This is a genomic window from Paracoccus benzoatiresistens, assembly GCF_026913015.1.
Taxonomy (GTDB): Bacteria; Pseudomonadota; Alphaproteobacteria; order Rhodobacterales; family Rhodobacteraceae; genus Paracoccus; species Paracoccus benzoatiresistens.
This window is the reverse complement of sequence record NZ_JAPTYD010000024.1, coordinates 40510-54658: the sequence shown is the minus strand read 5'-3', so window position 1 is coordinate 54658 and position 14149 is coordinate 40510. Positions and strand designations below refer to the sequence as shown.

At 67.8% G+C, this 14149-nt stretch carries 16 protein-coding genes; 5 read left to right on the top strand and 11 right to left on the bottom strand.

The features are described from left to right. Positions 1–341: 341 nt before the first annotated feature. Positions 342–1316, bottom strand: a complete 975-nt coding sequence (pip, locus tag OU682_RS14915; RefSeq protein WP_268942960.1) for a prolyl aminopeptidase — start codon at positions 1314–1316, stop codon at positions 342–344. Positions 1317–1364: 48 nt separating this feature from the next. Between pip and ubiG the strand changes: the two genes are divergently transcribed. Continuing rightward, a complete protein-coding gene (gene ubiG, locus OU682_RS14910; protein ID WP_268942959.1) occupies positions 1365–2099 on the top strand; it encodes a bifunctional 2-polyprenyl-6-hydroxyphenol methylase/3-demethylubiquinol 3-O-methyltransferase UbiG in 735 nt (244 codons plus the stop codon). Here ubiG and OU682_RS14905 read toward each other — a convergent pair. From OU682_RS14905 to OU682_RS14895, 3 genes are all read right to left on the bottom strand, one after another. After that, positions 2096–2566, bottom strand: a complete 471-nt coding sequence (locus tag OU682_RS14905; RefSeq protein WP_268942958.1) for a MarR family winged helix-turn-helix transcriptional regulator — start codon at positions 2564–2566, stop codon at positions 2096–2098. The genes ubiG and OU682_RS14905 overlap by 4 nt on opposite strands. Before the next feature lie 114 nt (positions 2567–2680). Further along, on the bottom strand, positions 2681–2953 hold the full coding sequence (gene grxC, locus OU682_RS14900) for a glutaredoxin 3 (RefSeq protein WP_268942957.1): 273 nt from the start codon (positions 2951–2953) through the stop codon (positions 2681–2683). Positions 2954–2984: 31 nt separating this feature from the next. Continuing rightward, positions 2985–3722 carry a double zinc ribbon domain-containing protein gene (locus tag OU682_RS14895; protein WP_268942956.1) on the bottom strand — a complete coding sequence of 246 codons (738 nt, stop codon included), beginning with the start codon at positions 3720–3722 and terminating at the stop codon, positions 2985–2987. 31 nt (positions 3723–3753) lie between these two features. Here OU682_RS14895 and OU682_RS14890 point away from each other — a divergent pair, with 31 nt between their 5' ends. Beyond that, positions 3754–4593 carry a methyltransferase domain-containing protein gene (locus OU682_RS14890; RefSeq protein WP_268942955.1) on the top strand — a complete coding sequence of 280 codons (840 nt, stop codon included), beginning with the start codon at positions 3754–3756 and terminating at the stop codon, positions 4591–4593. Then, complete coding sequence (gene hemH / locus OU682_RS14885) at positions 4590–5618, top strand: ferrochelatase (RefSeq protein WP_268942954.1); 1029 nt, start codon at positions 4590–4592, stop codon at positions 5616–5618. The genes OU682_RS14890 and hemH overlap by 4 nt, the downstream gene beginning before the upstream one ends. Before the next feature lie 44 nt (positions 5619–5662). Here hemH and OU682_RS14880 read toward each other — a convergent pair whose 3' ends face one another. Beyond that, entirely contained in the window at positions 5663–6340 is a 678-nt protein-coding gene (locus tag OU682_RS14880) for a L,D-transpeptidase (protein WP_268942953.1), read from the bottom strand. 220 nt (positions 6341–6560) lie between these two features. Here OU682_RS14880 and dalA point away from each other — a divergent pair, with 220 nt between their 5' ends. Continuing rightward, entirely contained in the window at positions 6561–7073 is a 513-nt protein-coding gene (dalA, locus tag OU682_RS14875) for a divisome-associated lipoprotein DalA (RefSeq protein ID WP_268942952.1), read from the top strand. A 51-nt stretch (positions 7074–7124) separates the two neighbouring features. Here the strand turns inward: dalA and OU682_RS14870 are convergent, their stop codons facing one another. From OU682_RS14870 to hslO, 6 genes are all read right to left on the bottom strand, one after another. After that, positions 7125–7640, bottom strand: coding sequence for a L,D-transpeptidase family protein (locus OU682_RS14870; protein WP_268942951.1), 516 nt, complete (start codon positions 7638–7640; stop codon positions 7125–7127). Positions 7641–7701: 61 nt separating this feature from the next. After that, complete coding sequence (locus OU682_RS14865) at positions 7702–8970, bottom strand: class I SAM-dependent RNA methyltransferase (RefSeq protein WP_268942950.1); 1269 nt, start codon at positions 8968–8970, stop codon at positions 7702–7704. Next, complete coding sequence (locus OU682_RS14860) at positions 8967–10811, bottom strand: ABC transporter ATP-binding protein (protein WP_268942949.1); 1845 nt, start codon at positions 10809–10811, stop codon at positions 8967–8969. Before OU682_RS14860 ends, OU682_RS14865 begins: the two co-directional genes overlap by 4 nt. Continuing rightward, positions 10808–11947 carry a CCA tRNA nucleotidyltransferase gene (locus OU682_RS14855; protein ID WP_268942948.1) on the bottom strand — a complete coding sequence of 380 codons (1140 nt, stop codon included), beginning with the start codon at positions 11945–11947 and terminating at the stop codon, positions 10808–10810. Before OU682_RS14855 ends, OU682_RS14860 begins: the two co-directional genes overlap by 4 nt. Further along, the gene (locus tag OU682_RS14850; protein ID WP_268942947.1) at positions 11944–12537 is read right to left on the bottom strand and encodes an NUDIX hydrolase; all 594 of its coding nucleotides are present in this window, start codon (positions 12535–12537) and stop codon (positions 11944–11946) included. Before OU682_RS14850 ends, OU682_RS14855 begins: the two co-directional genes overlap by 4 nt. Further along, entirely contained in the window at positions 12534–13550 is a 1017-nt protein-coding gene (hslO, locus tag OU682_RS14845; RefSeq protein WP_268942946.1) for an Hsp33 family molecular chaperone HslO, read from the bottom strand. Before hslO ends, OU682_RS14850 begins: the two co-directional genes overlap by 4 nt. A 146-nt stretch (positions 13551–13696) precedes the next feature. Between hslO and OU682_RS14840 the strand changes: the two genes are divergently transcribed. Beyond that, the gene (locus OU682_RS14840; protein ID WP_268942945.1) at positions 13697–14140 is read left to right on the top strand and encodes an NUDIX domain-containing protein; all 444 of its coding nucleotides are present in this window, start codon (positions 13697–13699) and stop codon (positions 14138–14140) included. Positions 14141–14149: the final 9 nt, after the last annotated feature.

The following is a 14149-nucleotide window of genomic DNA, read 5'->3' as shown; positions in this document are numbered from 1 at the left end:
CAAGGTTGCCTCCCATTTGGCAGCCTTGAATCAGCCAGCGATCAGTTTGGAAACCCTCAAACGTCAACACGCCCTAGTTCGGAGACCGTCCTGCCAAAAGCGCAGGCCGTTACCCGCGACAGATGTTCGGAATCAAACAGGGCCGGCCTGCAGGGCAGGGTGCGCGGCGGGTTTTCAAGGATCGGTTCAGGGTAATCCGTGAAGGTTATCGGCCTTCCAATGGCCTTCTTGGCGCGATCCAGGTGAAGAGATAGCCACGAAAACGCCGGGTGATGCACGGCCAAGGAACTCCTGCGCAGTTGACGGGTGCAAGCTATCGGCGCGGATGGCGCCTGTCCATGTCAGCGGTCGCCATCCCGGATCGCATCCATCACCCGGACCAGTTCCGCCGAAATCCGCGGCTCCGACAGCGCGTGGCCCGAGGCAGGAACAAGGCGCAGCTCGCAGCGCTTCCACCCTTCGGCCAGGCGCCAGGCGGACAGGGGCGGGCAGACCATGTCATAGCGGCCCTGCACGATCACCGCGGGCAGGTGTTCGATCCGGTGGCGGTCGCGCAGAAGCTGGCCTTCGTCCAGGAAGCAGCGGTTGATGAAATAATGGTTCTCGAGCCGCGCAAAGGCGCGGGCATAATCGGAGGGCGCGTGGCTGACCGCCGACGACTGCAGCCCCGCCAGCGCGTTTTCCCACATCAGCCACGGCTGGGCATAGCGGCCCTGCCGGGCCAGATCCTGGGAAAACAGCCTATCATGATAGGCGGCGATCAGGTCGCCGCGTTCGGCCTGCGGGATCGGCTCGCAGAACTGCGCCCAGAGGTCGGGAAAGAACCGCCCCGCGCCGCCGCCATAGAACCAGTCGAGTTCGGCCTGCGTGCCCAGGAAGACGCCGCGCAGGACCAGCCCGGTTACACGGTCGGGATGCGCCTGTGCATAGGCCAGCGCCAGGGTCGCCCCCCAACTGCCCCCGAACAGCAGCACCGATTCGAGGCCAAGCGACCGGCGGATCACCTCGATATCGGCGATCAGGTGCTGAGTCGTGTTGGCATGGACCGAGGCCGCGGGACGGGACCGTCCGCAGCCGCGCTGGTCGAACAGGATCGCGCGGTAATGGTCGGGGTCGAAGAAGCGGCGCATGAAGGGGCTGCAACCGCCGCCGGGGCCCCCGTGCAGCACCAGGACCGGCCGGCCCTCGGGGTTGCCGCTTTCCTCGACATAGATCGAGTGGCCGTCCCCCACATCAAGGGTGTGGCGTGCAAAGGCTTCGGCGGCCACGTGAAGGCGGCCATGCGATGCGGCGATTTGTCCTGCCAATCGGTCCATCGCCCCAGTATAAGGCCAGACGGACGCGCCCGCCAGAAGGACCAGAACATGACCAGCATCGACCCCGCCGAGATCGCCAAGTTCGAGGCGATGGCCGCCGAATGGTGGGATCCGAAGGGCAAGTTCAGGCCGCTGCACCTGATGAATCCGGTCCGGCTGGACTACATCGCCACCCAGATCGCCGCCGAATTCGGCCGCGACCGACGGGACCTGCGCCCCTTCGAAGGCTTGCGCATCCTGGACATCGGCTGCGGCGGCGGGCTGGTGTCCGAACCCATGGCCCGGCTTGGCGCGGATGTGGTGGGGGCGGATGCGGCCGAAGGCAACATCGCTGTCGCCCGCCTCCATGCCGAACAGCAGGGGCTGGCCATCGACTATCGCGCGACGACCGCCGAGGCGCTGGCCGCGGCGAACGAGCGTTTCGATGCGGTGCTTGCGCTGGAGATCGTCGAGCATGTGGCCGATCCCGCAGCCTTCATCGCCACCTGCCGCGACCTGGTGCGCCCCGGCGGGCTGGTGATCCTGTCCACGCTGAACCGGACGGCCAGAAGCTTCGGCGCGGCGATCATCGGCGCCGAATGGATCATGCGCTGGCTGCCGCGCGGCACGCATGACTGGAACCGCTTCATCACCCCCGACGAGCTGGCGGGAATGGTTGCAGGCGCGGGCCTGAGCGTGGCCGACCGCAGGGGTATGGTCTTCAACCCCCTCAGCTTCAGCTGGTCGCTGTCCGACCGGGATCTGTCGGTGAACTATATCCTGACCGCGGGGCGCAACGACTAGTCGTCGCTTTCCTCCAGCCGGATGCGCAATTCGCGCAGCACGGGCAGGGCGGTGCGGACGCGGTCGGCGCCGATGTCGCGCACGACCTGGGCGATCAGGGGCATGAAGGCCGCAAGCGCCGCGTCGCGGGCGACCCGCCCGGCCGGGCTGATCGACACGAACTTGCGCCGCGCGTCGTCCCAGTCGGGACGGATATGGACATGGCCCGCCCATTCCAGGCGCGACAGGGTATTGGTCATGGCACCCCGCGTGACATGGAACGCCTGCGCCAGTTGGGCCGGAGTCCGTTCCTCGTTCACATGGGCCAGCAGGTTCAGGACCGAGAAATGCGAGATCTGCATCCCGCGCGGCAGGGCCTTGCTGATCAGGTTGCGCGACAGCTGTTCCGCAATCAGAACCTCGGCAAAGAGGCTTGCGGCAAGCCGGTCATTGGCCGGGGGACGTTCGGAGGTCGCGGATACGGGCATTTTTCCCCAAGGGGCGGAATATGTGGTCGCGAGGCAGGGCGAAGTCGAAACCGTGCCTCGCCGGGCGGCCCCGGTCAAGCCCGACCTGGCCAAACCCTGCGTCAGTGCATCGGATCAGGCAGCGTTGCCTGCCAGAAGCGCATCGAGCCTGCCCTGCCGTTCCAGGTCGAACAGGTCGTCGCAACCGCCGACATGCCGGTTGCCGATGAAGATCTGCGGCACCGTGCGTCGGCCATTGGCGCGCTGCGTCATCTGCGCGCGGATGGACGGATCGGTGCCCACGTCGATTTCGTCATACTGGGCGTTCTTCTCGTGCAGCAGGCCCTTGGCGCGGATGCAGAAGGGGCAGGTGCGGGTGGTATAGATCGTGATCGCGGGCTTGGTCATGGGCGGTGCTCCTTTTCGACTGGCCCCTTACCTAGTCATCCTTGACCGCCCTCGCCAGAACCGCGACCGAAACTGGACCCGATCCGGCCGCCAGCAGCGCCTCCGTCGCAGCCGCCATCGTCGCGCCCGAGGCCATCACGTCATCGACCAGCAGCACCGGCCGCCCGGCAAGCTGGTCCACGCGCCGCCGATTGACGGCAATTGCCCCCGCGACATTGGCGAAACGGTCGCCGACGCCGCGGTGGTCCTGGCCCGGCGTATGGCGGCGGCGCAGCAGCAGGTCGGGCAGATGCAGCGCCCGATGGACCCGCGCCACCCGCCCCGAGATCAGCGCCGCCTGGTTGTACCGCCGCTTCAGCAGGCGCCGCAGGTGCAGCGGGATGGGGGCCACGATCGTGTCCTGCTGCATCAGCGGGGCGGCCGCGCGCGCCAGCCAGGCGGCCAGGGCGGGCGCAAGGTCCGGCCGGTCGCCATGCTTCAGCGCCAGCACCAACCGGCGCCCGGTTCCCGAATAGACCATCGCCGCCCGCCCGTTCTGCCAGGGACGGGCCATCGACAGGCAGTCGTCGCAGCACAGCAGCGGATCGTCCGCACCCATGCCATCGTCGGGCAGCGGCACCCCGCAGCGGGTGCAGGCGGCGCCCGTGATGAAGCGGGTCTCGGGAAAGCAGCCGGGGCACAGCTGGCCCGGATCCTCGGCCCCGCCCGCCACGGGCGCGCCGCAAGCCACGCATTGCGGCGGATAAAGCAGGCGCAACGCGCCTTTCATCGCCCCTTGAAGCACCCTATGTTCCACCTCCATGAGAACGCCCGCACCAGACCGTCCCGCCCTGACCGACCGTTCCGCGCTGCTGCGCCAGCGCGACCGCGCGATTCGCCAGGGCTTCGTCGATGTGCTGCACCGGCTCGCCGCCGACGAGATTCAGGATAGGCTGTCGGACATTAACAGAAGGTTTACCGCGCCCGCCGTGGTGACGGGTTTTCCGGCGCTCTGGTCGGAATTCTTTCCGGATGCCCGCATCGTTCCCGACGATCCCGTGCTGGATCTCGAACCCGGCGCGCATGACCTGGTGATCCATGCCATGGCCCTGCACTGGGCCGAGGATCCGGTGGGCCAGATCGTGCAATCCGCCCGCGCCCTGCGCGAGGACGGGCTGTTCATCGCCGTCTGCTTCGGCGGCCAGACCCTGCATGAATTGCGCGCCGCCCTGGCCCAGGCCGAGTCCGAGGTGACGGGCGGATTGTCACCCCGCATCCTGCCGATGGGCGAGATCCGCGACATCGGCCAGCTTCTGCACCGCGCCGGGCTGGCCCTGCCGGTGGCCGATCTGGTCGCGCAGAAGGCCAGCTATCGCGATGTCATCCACCTCGCCCATGACCTGCGCGCCATGGGCGAGGGGAACGCCATGGCCGCCCGGCTGCGCCAGCCCACGCGCCGCGACATCTTTGCCCGCGCAAGCGCGATCATGGCGGCGCATCACGCCGACCGCGACGATCCGTCCCGTATCGCCGCCACCTTCGATCTGGTCTTCCTGACCGGATGGGCGCCTTCGGACACGCAGCAGAAACCCTTGCGGCCGGGGTCGGCCACCACACGCCTTGAAGACGCGCTTAAAGAACTCAGGACCAAGAAGACATGACGCCAGCAGCCATGCCCGCAAACCACCCTTCGATTCCGCCGAAGAAGACCGGCATCCTGATCGCCAACCTGGGCACGCCGGATGGCTATGACTATTGGTCGATGCGCCGCTATCTGAACGAATTCCTGTCCGACCGGCGGGTGATCGATTTCCCGGCCTGGAAATGGCAGCCGCTGCTGCAGGGCATCATCCTGACCAAGCGGCCCTTCACCTCGGGCAAGAACTACAAGCTGATCTGGAACGAGGAAAGGAACGAAAGCCCGCTGATGACGATCACCAGGTCCCAGACCGAGGCCCTGCGCGAACGCGCCCGGTCCGAATGGGGCGATCAGGTCATGGTCGAGTTCTGCATGCGCTACGGAAACCCCTCAACGGACGCGGTGCTGGACCGCATGGTCAAGGCGGGCTGCCAGCGGATCGTGTTCCTGCCCCTTTATCCCCATTACGCGGGCGCGACCTCGGCCACGGCGAACGACCAGATGTTCCGCGCGCTGATGAAGCAGAAATGGCAGCCCGCCGTCCGCACGGTCGAACCCTATTTCGAGCGGCCCGACTATATCGCGGCCCTTGCGGCGTCGGTCCGGCGCACGCTGGGCGACAAGGTGCCCGCCAAGCTGGTCGCCAGCTATCACGGCATGCCCAAGCGCTATCTGCTGGAGGGCGATCCCTATCACTGCCAGTGCCAGAAGACCTCGCGCCTGCTGAAAGAGGCCCTGGGCTGGCCCGACGGCGTGATCGACACCACCTTCCAGTCGGTCTTCGGCCGCGAGGAGTGGCTGCGGCCCTATACCGTCGAACACGTGGCCGAGCTTGCGCAGAGGGGCATCACGGACATCGCCGTGATCTCTCCGGCCTTCTCGTCGGACTGCATCGAGACGCTGGAGGAGATCAACGGAGAGATCCGCGAAAGCTTCGAGCATGCGGGGGGCAAGGAGTTCACCTATATCCCCTGCCTGAACGACGACCCCGAGCATATCGAAGTCATGCTGAACGTGGTGCGCGACAACATCACGGGCTGGGTCTAGCCCGCCCCGCGCAACGGGAAAGGGGGCCTGGCGGCCCCCCTTTTTCAGATCACCAGAACCTGCGTGCCGACCTTGGTCAGGTCATACAGTTCCTTGATGTGTTCGTTGTAAAGGCCGATGCAGCCGTTCGACGACTTGCGCCCGATCTTGCGGGTATCGTGCGTACCGTGGATGCGGTAGTACTGCCAGGAAAGCCACAGCGCGTGGGTGCCCAGCGGATTGTCCGGTCCCGGCGGCACGAAATCCGGCCATTCGGGATTGCGGGCCTTCATCTCGGGCGTGGGGGCCCAGCTGGGGCCTTCGACCTTCTTGATGATCTCGGTGCGGCCGGTGCGGGTCAGGTCCTGGCTGACCGGGATGGACGAGGGATAGACCTTGTAGGTGCTGCCGTCCTCGGACCAGAAATGCACCGCGCGCGAGGTGAGGTCGCACAGGATCGCGCCGTTGGTCAGGTTCTGGAAATGCGGCTGCCAGCTTTGCCCCGAGAAGCTGGAGATGTTGTGGCGCTGGTCGGCGTTCGGATCGTATTGCACCGCCCCTGCGTCGGGCGTGGCGCCAGGGACGGCACCGGGAACGGCACCGGGGACCGCGCCTTGGATCGGCTGGCCCGTATAGGGATCGTATTGCTGCGCCAGGGACGGCATCGCCAGCCCGGCGGCGCCAAGTGCTGCAGCCGAGCCCAGAAAGGTCCGGCGGCTGATTGCGGATGACGTTCTCATCATCAGATGTCCTTTGACGGATGGCCGTTCTTGGAGGACGGCCTTGACCACTCTGCCTCATGCGGCAGTCAGATTCACTACGCGCGAAGGACGATTCCGGCAACTCAAAGAGATGTCAGAGGCCATCATGCCACAGCCCCCGTCCATCACGGATTCTTGGGTTTGATCGGTCAGGCGTCCTTCGATAGATCTGGACGCAATAAAAAAGAGGGATGGCGAAAAAATGCCGAATTACAAGGTGATCGCGGCGCTGTCGCTGGTGGCGCTGGCCGCCTGCCAGCCGCGCAGCCTGCCGCCGGTCGCCCCGGGCGGGCAGGACATGCCGGTCGCGCACCAGATCAGCGCCGCCGAAGAGCAGCAGATTCCGATCCGGGTGTTGCAGCAAATCAACACGTTGCGTGGAAACATCGCGGCCCCGCCCCTGGCGCTGAACCCGCAACTGTCGGCTGCGGCCCTGGCCCATTCGCGCGACATGTCGGCGCAGAACCGCGCCTGGCACTGGGGATCGGACGGATCCTCGCCGCTGGATCGCGCCCGGCGGGCGGGGTATTTCGGGACGGTCATCGGCGAGAACATCTCGGAATCCTACGAGAACGACATCCAGACGCTGAGCGCCTGGATGGGGACGCGGGACACGCGCGACGTGATCATGGACCCGGCGGCGACGAACCTGGGCTTTGCCTGGTACCAGGAGCCCTCGGGCAAGGTCTGGTGGACGCTGCTGACCGGCAGCTGAAGCCGCAAGGTCAAAGGCCCCGGATCAACCGGGGCCTTGCGCGTTTCAGGATCAGGGATTGATGACGATCGGCACGCCGGGCCGAAGCATCGCATAGACTTCCTCGATCTCCTCGTCCTTGACGGCGATGCAGCCCGCGGTCCAGTCGCGGTTGCTTTGCGCGAAGCGATTGCCTTCCGGCCCGCGGCCGTGGATGAAGATGTCGCTGCCCGGTTGGCGGCCCAGGGCGGTGGCAAGCTCGGCGTCGCGCTGGTTCGGATAGGACACGCCGACCGACAGGTGATAACGGCTGCGCGGGTTGAAGCGGTCGATGAAATAGACACCCTCGGGTGTCTTGCCGTCACCCTCGAACTGCTTGTGGCCGATGGGCCGGTTGCCCAGGCCCACGTCATAGGACTTCAGCACGGTGGACCCGTGGAGAAGATACATCTTGCGGGCGCCCTTGTTCACCACGACCTGGGTCACGGCTGGACCGTTATAGGCCCGGAATTTGCTAGGGGGCTTGCCGCATGCCGCCAGGAAGGCGAGCATGGAAAATGTTACGGTGCGGCGGGTTGCCTTGAACATCACTGCCTCTGACGTTTCTGGTTTTTATGGAGGCTGGATACCATAAACCAACGTGATTTGACTAGGTTCTGACGAAGTCCGCGACAACTTCCACATGCGGCGACCAGCGGAACTGATCGACCACCAGCAGCCGCGTCAGGGCAAGGCCGCCGTCAGCAAGAATTCGCGCATCCCTTGAGAAAGTCACCGGGTCGCAGGCGACGAAGGCCACCTTCCTCACGCGCGACGTTGCGATTTCACGGGCTTGCGCCTCGGCCCCGGCACGGGGCGGGTCGATCACGATTGCGTCAAAGGGATCAAGCTCATCGGCCAAAAGGGGACGGCGCGCCAGGTCACGAATCTGGGTGGTGACGCGGTTCAGCCCCGCCGCACCGCGCCAGCCCGCGTCCAGCCCCGCCGCACCGCGCCAGCCCGCGTCCAGCGCCGCAAGCGGCGCGGCCAGCCCCTCGACCGCATGGACGCTCGCGGTTTCCGTCAGCGGCAGGGAAAAGGTGCCGCAGCCCGAGAACAGGTCGATGATGCGCGACGCGCCTGCCGTGAAATCGCGGACCGCACCGACCAGCGCCGCCTCGCCCTCGGCGGTCGCTTGCAGGAAACCGCCGGGCGGGGGGACGACCTGCGCGCGGCCCATCGGCAAGCCGGGGGGTCGGCGGGTGATCGACTGTGCGTCCCCCGTTTGATCCTGCCAGGTCAGCCGCGCCAGATCGCCTTCCTCGGCCAGGGCGGCAAGGGTCTGGAACAGGTCGGGCTCCATCGGCTTGCCGCCCGTCACCGCCAGATCCAGCCCGGAGGGGCCGTGGATGACGGTCATGGCCAGTTCGCCGCTGCGCGAGGCGCCCGCCACGGTGATCCGCCGCAGCAGGGGCAGGGCGGCGGTGATCTCGGGGCGCATGACGTGGCATTCGGCCAGATCCACGATCACGTCAGACGCACGGGCGTGAAAGCCCACCAGCGCGCCCTTCTTCGTCCGCCTGCCCGACAGCACCGCCCGGCGCCGCGACCGGGCCGGCGAGACATGCACCCCCTCCACCGGCGCGGGCAGGCCATGCGCGGCCAGGGCCGCCTCGACCACCTGCCGCTTCCAGGCGGTGGTGAAGCCTTCGGACGCGTGCATCAGCGAACAGCCCCCGCAGGCGCGGTAATGCCCGCACCGGGGCCGCACCCGGTCAGAGGATGGCGTGACGATGCGCGGCGTGGAAATGCGGCCGTCCTGCGCCTCGCCCTCGATCTCCTCGCCCGGCAGGGACAGGGCGGCAAGCGCGCGGCCCCCATCGCCGATCGCCACGCCATCGCCGCGCCGGCCCAGACGTTCGACCCGCCACAAACTCATTCCGCCGCCTCCTCGGTGCCCAGGAAGCCGCCCGACTGCCGGTTCCAGTAGCGCGCGTAAAGCCCGCCGCGCGCCAGCAACTGGTCATGCGTGCCCTGTTCCACGATCCGTCCCGCATCCATGACGATGATCCGGTCCAGTTCGGCGATGGTAGAAAGCCGGTGCGCGATGGCCAGCACGGTCTTGCCCTTCATGGCCCGGACCAGCGCATCCTGGATCTGCGCCTCGACCTCGCTGTCCAGCGCGCTTGTCGCCTCGTCCAAAACCAGGATCGGGGCGTCCTTCAGGAAGGCACGGGCCAGCGCGATCCTCTGGCGCTGGCCGCCCGAAAGCTTCACGCCGCGTTCGCCCAGATGCGCGTCATAGCCCTTGCGGCCATTATGATCCTGCAGGGTTAGGATGAAGTCATGCGCCTCGGCGGCCCTTGCCGCGGCCTCGATGTCGTCCTGGCTGGCGCCGGGGCGGCCATACAGGATGTTGTCGCGGGCCGAGCGGTTGAACATCGCGGTTTCCTGCGTGACCATGCCGATCTGGCGGCGCAGGCTTTCCTGCGTGACATGGCGCAGATCCTGCCCGTCGATGCGGATCGCGCCCTTTTCGACGTCGTAAAGCCGCAGCAGCAGCGCGACCAGGGTGGACTTTCCCGCGCCCGACGCGCCGACGATGCCGACCTTCTCGCCCGCGCGGATATGCAGGTCGATGCCATCCAGCCCGCCTTCGTCACGGCCATAGGCAAAGCCCACATGGTCGAAGTCGAGGCGCCCCGCGACCCGGTCCAGGGCCACGGCGTCAGGCGCATCGGTCAGGCTGTGGGCCGGGGACAGGGTCTTCATGCCGTCCTCGACCTCGCCCACGCTGCCCCAGATCCCCATCAGGGCCATGCTGACCCATCCGGTCATCTGCGACAGCCGCATGGCGATGGCCCCCGCCGCCGCCACGTCGCCCGGGGTGGCCTGCCCCTGCCGCCACAGCATGATGGAGCCGCCGACCAGGATCACCGGCAGGACGCCCGCGATCACCATCAGCGACATGCGGAAGGTGCTGCTGACCACGCCGAAATCCAGGGCGCGCTCGCGGAACCCCGCCATGGCGCCCAAGGCCGCGCGATCCTCGTGCTCGGAATGGGCGAACAGCTTGACGGTCTTGATGTTGGTGATGGTGTCGACGACCTGCCCGGTGATCATCGCCCGGGCCGACGCGCGCGCGCCGGATTTCGCCCGGATGCGCGGCAGGAAGAACCGGATCAGCCCCAGATAGGCCAGCATCCACAAGATCAAAGCGACCGCGCCCCAGGTATCGACCGAGACCAGGAAAGCCGCCGAACCCAGGACCGAGGCCAGCGCGAAGGCCACCACGTTCACCATCTCGGACGCGACATCTGTCACGGCGCGGGCGGTCTGCATCTGCTTCTGCGCAAGCCGCCCGGCGAAATCGTTGTCGAAGAAGGCGACCGAATGGCCCATGGTCCAGCGGTGGATCCGCGACAGGACCAGCGGCAGCACGTTCGGCCCGATGATCACGCTGGAGGTGGCGGTCGAAAACCCGAAGATCAGCGGCCGCAGCAGCAGGAAGAAGCCGACAAAGGCCGCGATCAGCAGCCCGTTCTGGCCCCACAGCGTTTCGGGGCTGCCGGTCGCGACGGCATCGACCACCCAGCCCAGCAGGACTGCCGCCACCACGTCGGCGACCCCACCCAGGGCCGAGGCGATGGCGGCCAGCACCAGCCCGCCCCAGGCCCCCGACAGGCACCACCGGAAGAATGCCAGCAGCCGGTCGGGCGGCGGGCCGTCGGCCGGGCGGAAGGCGTCGATCAGGCGGCCGAGGCGATGATGCAGGGTCATGGGGTTTCTCCGGCCAGAAGGGCGATGTCGATCAACGCGGGGGGCGGCAAGGCGAAGCCCGCGTCGATCCAGGCATCCTCAGCAGCCTTCAGCGCGCGGCCAAGGGCTGCACCCTGCAGCCGGGGTTGCAGGTCGGATGCGGTGATGGGGAGCGGGCAGGCGGCGGCCTGCGCATCGGGCCAGCCGTCACGCAGGCCCGAAGGGCCGGTCTGCACCAGGGCCGCCGCCCCCTGGGCCAGATCGCCCCCCAAGCGATAGGCGATGCGGTTGAAGGACCAGCTTTCCGTCAGGGCCGTGACCAGGATGCGATGGTCGCGGGCATCGGACCGCGACAGGCGCAGGGTGTCAGACAGATCGGCCTGCGACAGCGCCGCCAGCCGGGCAAGCCAGGGGGCGGGGGATTGCAGGGCATAAAGCCGCTCTGGCGTGGCCTCGGGCAGGACCTTGTCCAGCACGCCGCTGTCTTGCATCAAGCGGACGGCAGGCACCGGATCCGGGGCCATCAGCAGCTTGCGCAACTCCTGCCCGATGCGTTCGCGCGAGATGCCCTCCAACCCGTCGCGCCCGTCGCGGCAGGCGGCCACCGCGTCCGGGTCGGCATCGCGGCCATACCAGGCCAGGAAGCGGAAGAAGCGCAGGATGCGCAGGTAATCCTCGGCAAGGCGCTGCGCGGGATCGCCGACAAAGCGCAGGCGTCCGGCCCGCAGGTCCTCCAGCCCGCCCACAAGGTCGATGACCGTTCCGCTTCGGTCGGCATAAAGCGCGTTCATCGTGAAGTCGCGCCGGCGGGCATCCTGCGCCAGATCGTCCGCAAAGGCGACGACGGCGCGGCGCCCGTCGGTTTCGACATCATGGCGGAGCGTCGTCACCTCGAACCCCCGGCCCTGGGCGACGACCGTGATGGTGCCATGATCGATCCCGGTGGGCACCGGCTTCAACCCCGCTGCCCTTGCCAGATCCACGACCGTTTCCGGCAGCGCATCGGTTGCCAGATCCACGTCCTCGACGGGCATGTCCAGAAGCGCGTTCCTGACTGCGCCGCCGACCAGCCAGACGCGATGGCCATCCGTCTCGATCGCGTCGAGGACGGATTGCAGGGCCGGATCCTGCAACAGCCGGGGGGGAAGCTGCGTCACGCCTGCATCCTTCTGGCAAGGCCCAGCAGGATGCGGGCTGTCGCGCCCCACAGGTAATAGGGGCCGAAAGGCGCCGCGTGATAGCTGCGCCAGCCCTCGCGCCAGCGCCGCCGTTCGACGCGATAGCGCGAAGGGTCGGCGACATGGCCGAAGGGCAGGGTAAAGGCTTCCTCGACCTCGCCGGGTTCGGGGCGGGGCTGGAAGGGGCCGCGGATGATGCCGATCACAGGCGTGACCGCAAAGCCGGTGACGGTGCGATGCGGGGGCAGGGTGCCCAGCAGGTCAACCTGGGCGCTGTCCAGACCCACCTCCTCGCGCGCCTCGCGAAGGGCGGCGGCGATCGCGTCGGCGTCCATGGCATCGACCTTACCGCCCGGCAGCGCGATCTGGCCGGGATGATGGCGCAGCCCGGAGGCGCGCTTGGTCAGCATCAGCCGCCCGTCATCCTCGTGAAAGGCAGCCAGCACGCCCGCGGCCCGCAGGCTGCCCGCCGGCGGGGCGACATCCGGGTTCAGGTCGTAATCCGATGTCGGCCCCGCCTCGACGGACAGGGCCTGGCGCAAGCGATCCTCGGACCAGCCCGCGATCACTCGGCCGCCCTGCCGGCCAGCGGCTGGCCGTCGGCATCCACCGTCGCCTCGAAGCCAAGGCTTTGCGGGTCGAATTCGTAATGCGCGCCGCAGAACTGGCAATCGGCGGTGACGATGCCCGCATCCGTGGTCATGTGCGCGATGTCCTTGGCCGAATAGATCGACAAGGTGTCGCGCACCCGGTCCGAGGTGCACGAGCAGCCGAATTCCACCCGCTGCGTATCGAAGACGCGCGGCGTTTCCTCGTGGAACAGGCGCAAGAGCAGGTCGGTCGGCCCGACCGAGGGGCCGATCAGTTCCAGCGTCTCGACCGTGTCCAGAAGCAGGTTGGCGCGGTTCCAGTCCTCGGATTCGGCGCCCTGCAGGATGTCGGCGGCCTCGATCAGCCCGCCGTCGCCGCTGCCGCCCTCGCCCGAGTGCATCGGCTGCGCGGGCAGGGTCTGCAGCATCATGCCGCCGGCGCGCCAATGGCCGTCCTCGCCCATCACGCGGGAATAGCCGCTGGCCAGCTGGAATCGCGTCGGCAACTGTTCGGATTGCGCGAAATAGGTTTGCGCGCAGGCCGACAGCGACCCGCCCGCCAGGGGGGTGATCCCCTGATAGGGCAGGGTGCCCTCGCCCTGGTCGATCAGCAGGGCGAAATACCCTTCGCCGATCTGCTGGAAGGGCGGGCGGCCGTCCAGCCGTTCGGCATCGAAGCTGGCCCAGGCCCGGATCCGGGCAGGCGCGCCATCGCTTTCCGGCGCATAGTAATCGGCGGCCAGCGTGCGGATCGCGCCGTTGCCGCGGACCTGCAGACTCAGCTTCCAGCGCAGCTTGACCGTGGGGCCGATCAGCGCAACCAGCAGCGCCAGCTCTGCCACCATGGCGCTGACCGGCGCCGGATAGTCGTGACGCGACAGGATGTGGTCCAGCACCCCGTCCAGGCGGACGACGCGTCCGCGAATGTCGGAACGGTCAAGCTGGAACGGCAACACCGTGTCGTCCCACGCGATCTGGTTGATCTTGCTCATGCGATATTCCTGAGATTCCTTGGGCAGGCCCACGCGCGGCAGGCCAGGTCGCGCACAATATAGGGACTTCCGCGCCGATCCCAAGGGGCGGCTTCCCCGGCGTCCCCGGCCGCGCTAAGGATGGCATCCGAAGACCCGGAGGCCCCATGATCCGCCGATACGGCAACTCCCCCCGGCGCGGACAGCGTCACAGGTTGCGCCCGGGCGCCTATGCCCTGCTGGTCCGCGACGGACGACTGCTGCTGACCCACCAGTCCCGCCCTGAGCCTGAATTCCAGCTGCCCGGCGGCGGCATCGACGCCGGAGAGAACGGCCTTCGCGCCCTGCACCGCGAGGTCTTCGAGGAAACCGGCTGGACCATCGGCAATGCCCGCTGGCTTGGCGCCTATCGCCGCTTTGCCTTCATGCCGGAATACGGCCGGTGGGCCGAAAAGCTGTGTCATGTCTGGCTGGCCCGCCCGATCCGACGCCTGTCCCCTCCGACCGAGGCGCATCACAGCGCGCATTGGGCAAGCCCGCCGGACGCAATGGAACTGCTGGCCGATCCCGGTGCGCGGGCCTTCCTGGCGCGGTTCCGGGCACTGATCTAGCGGGGCCGC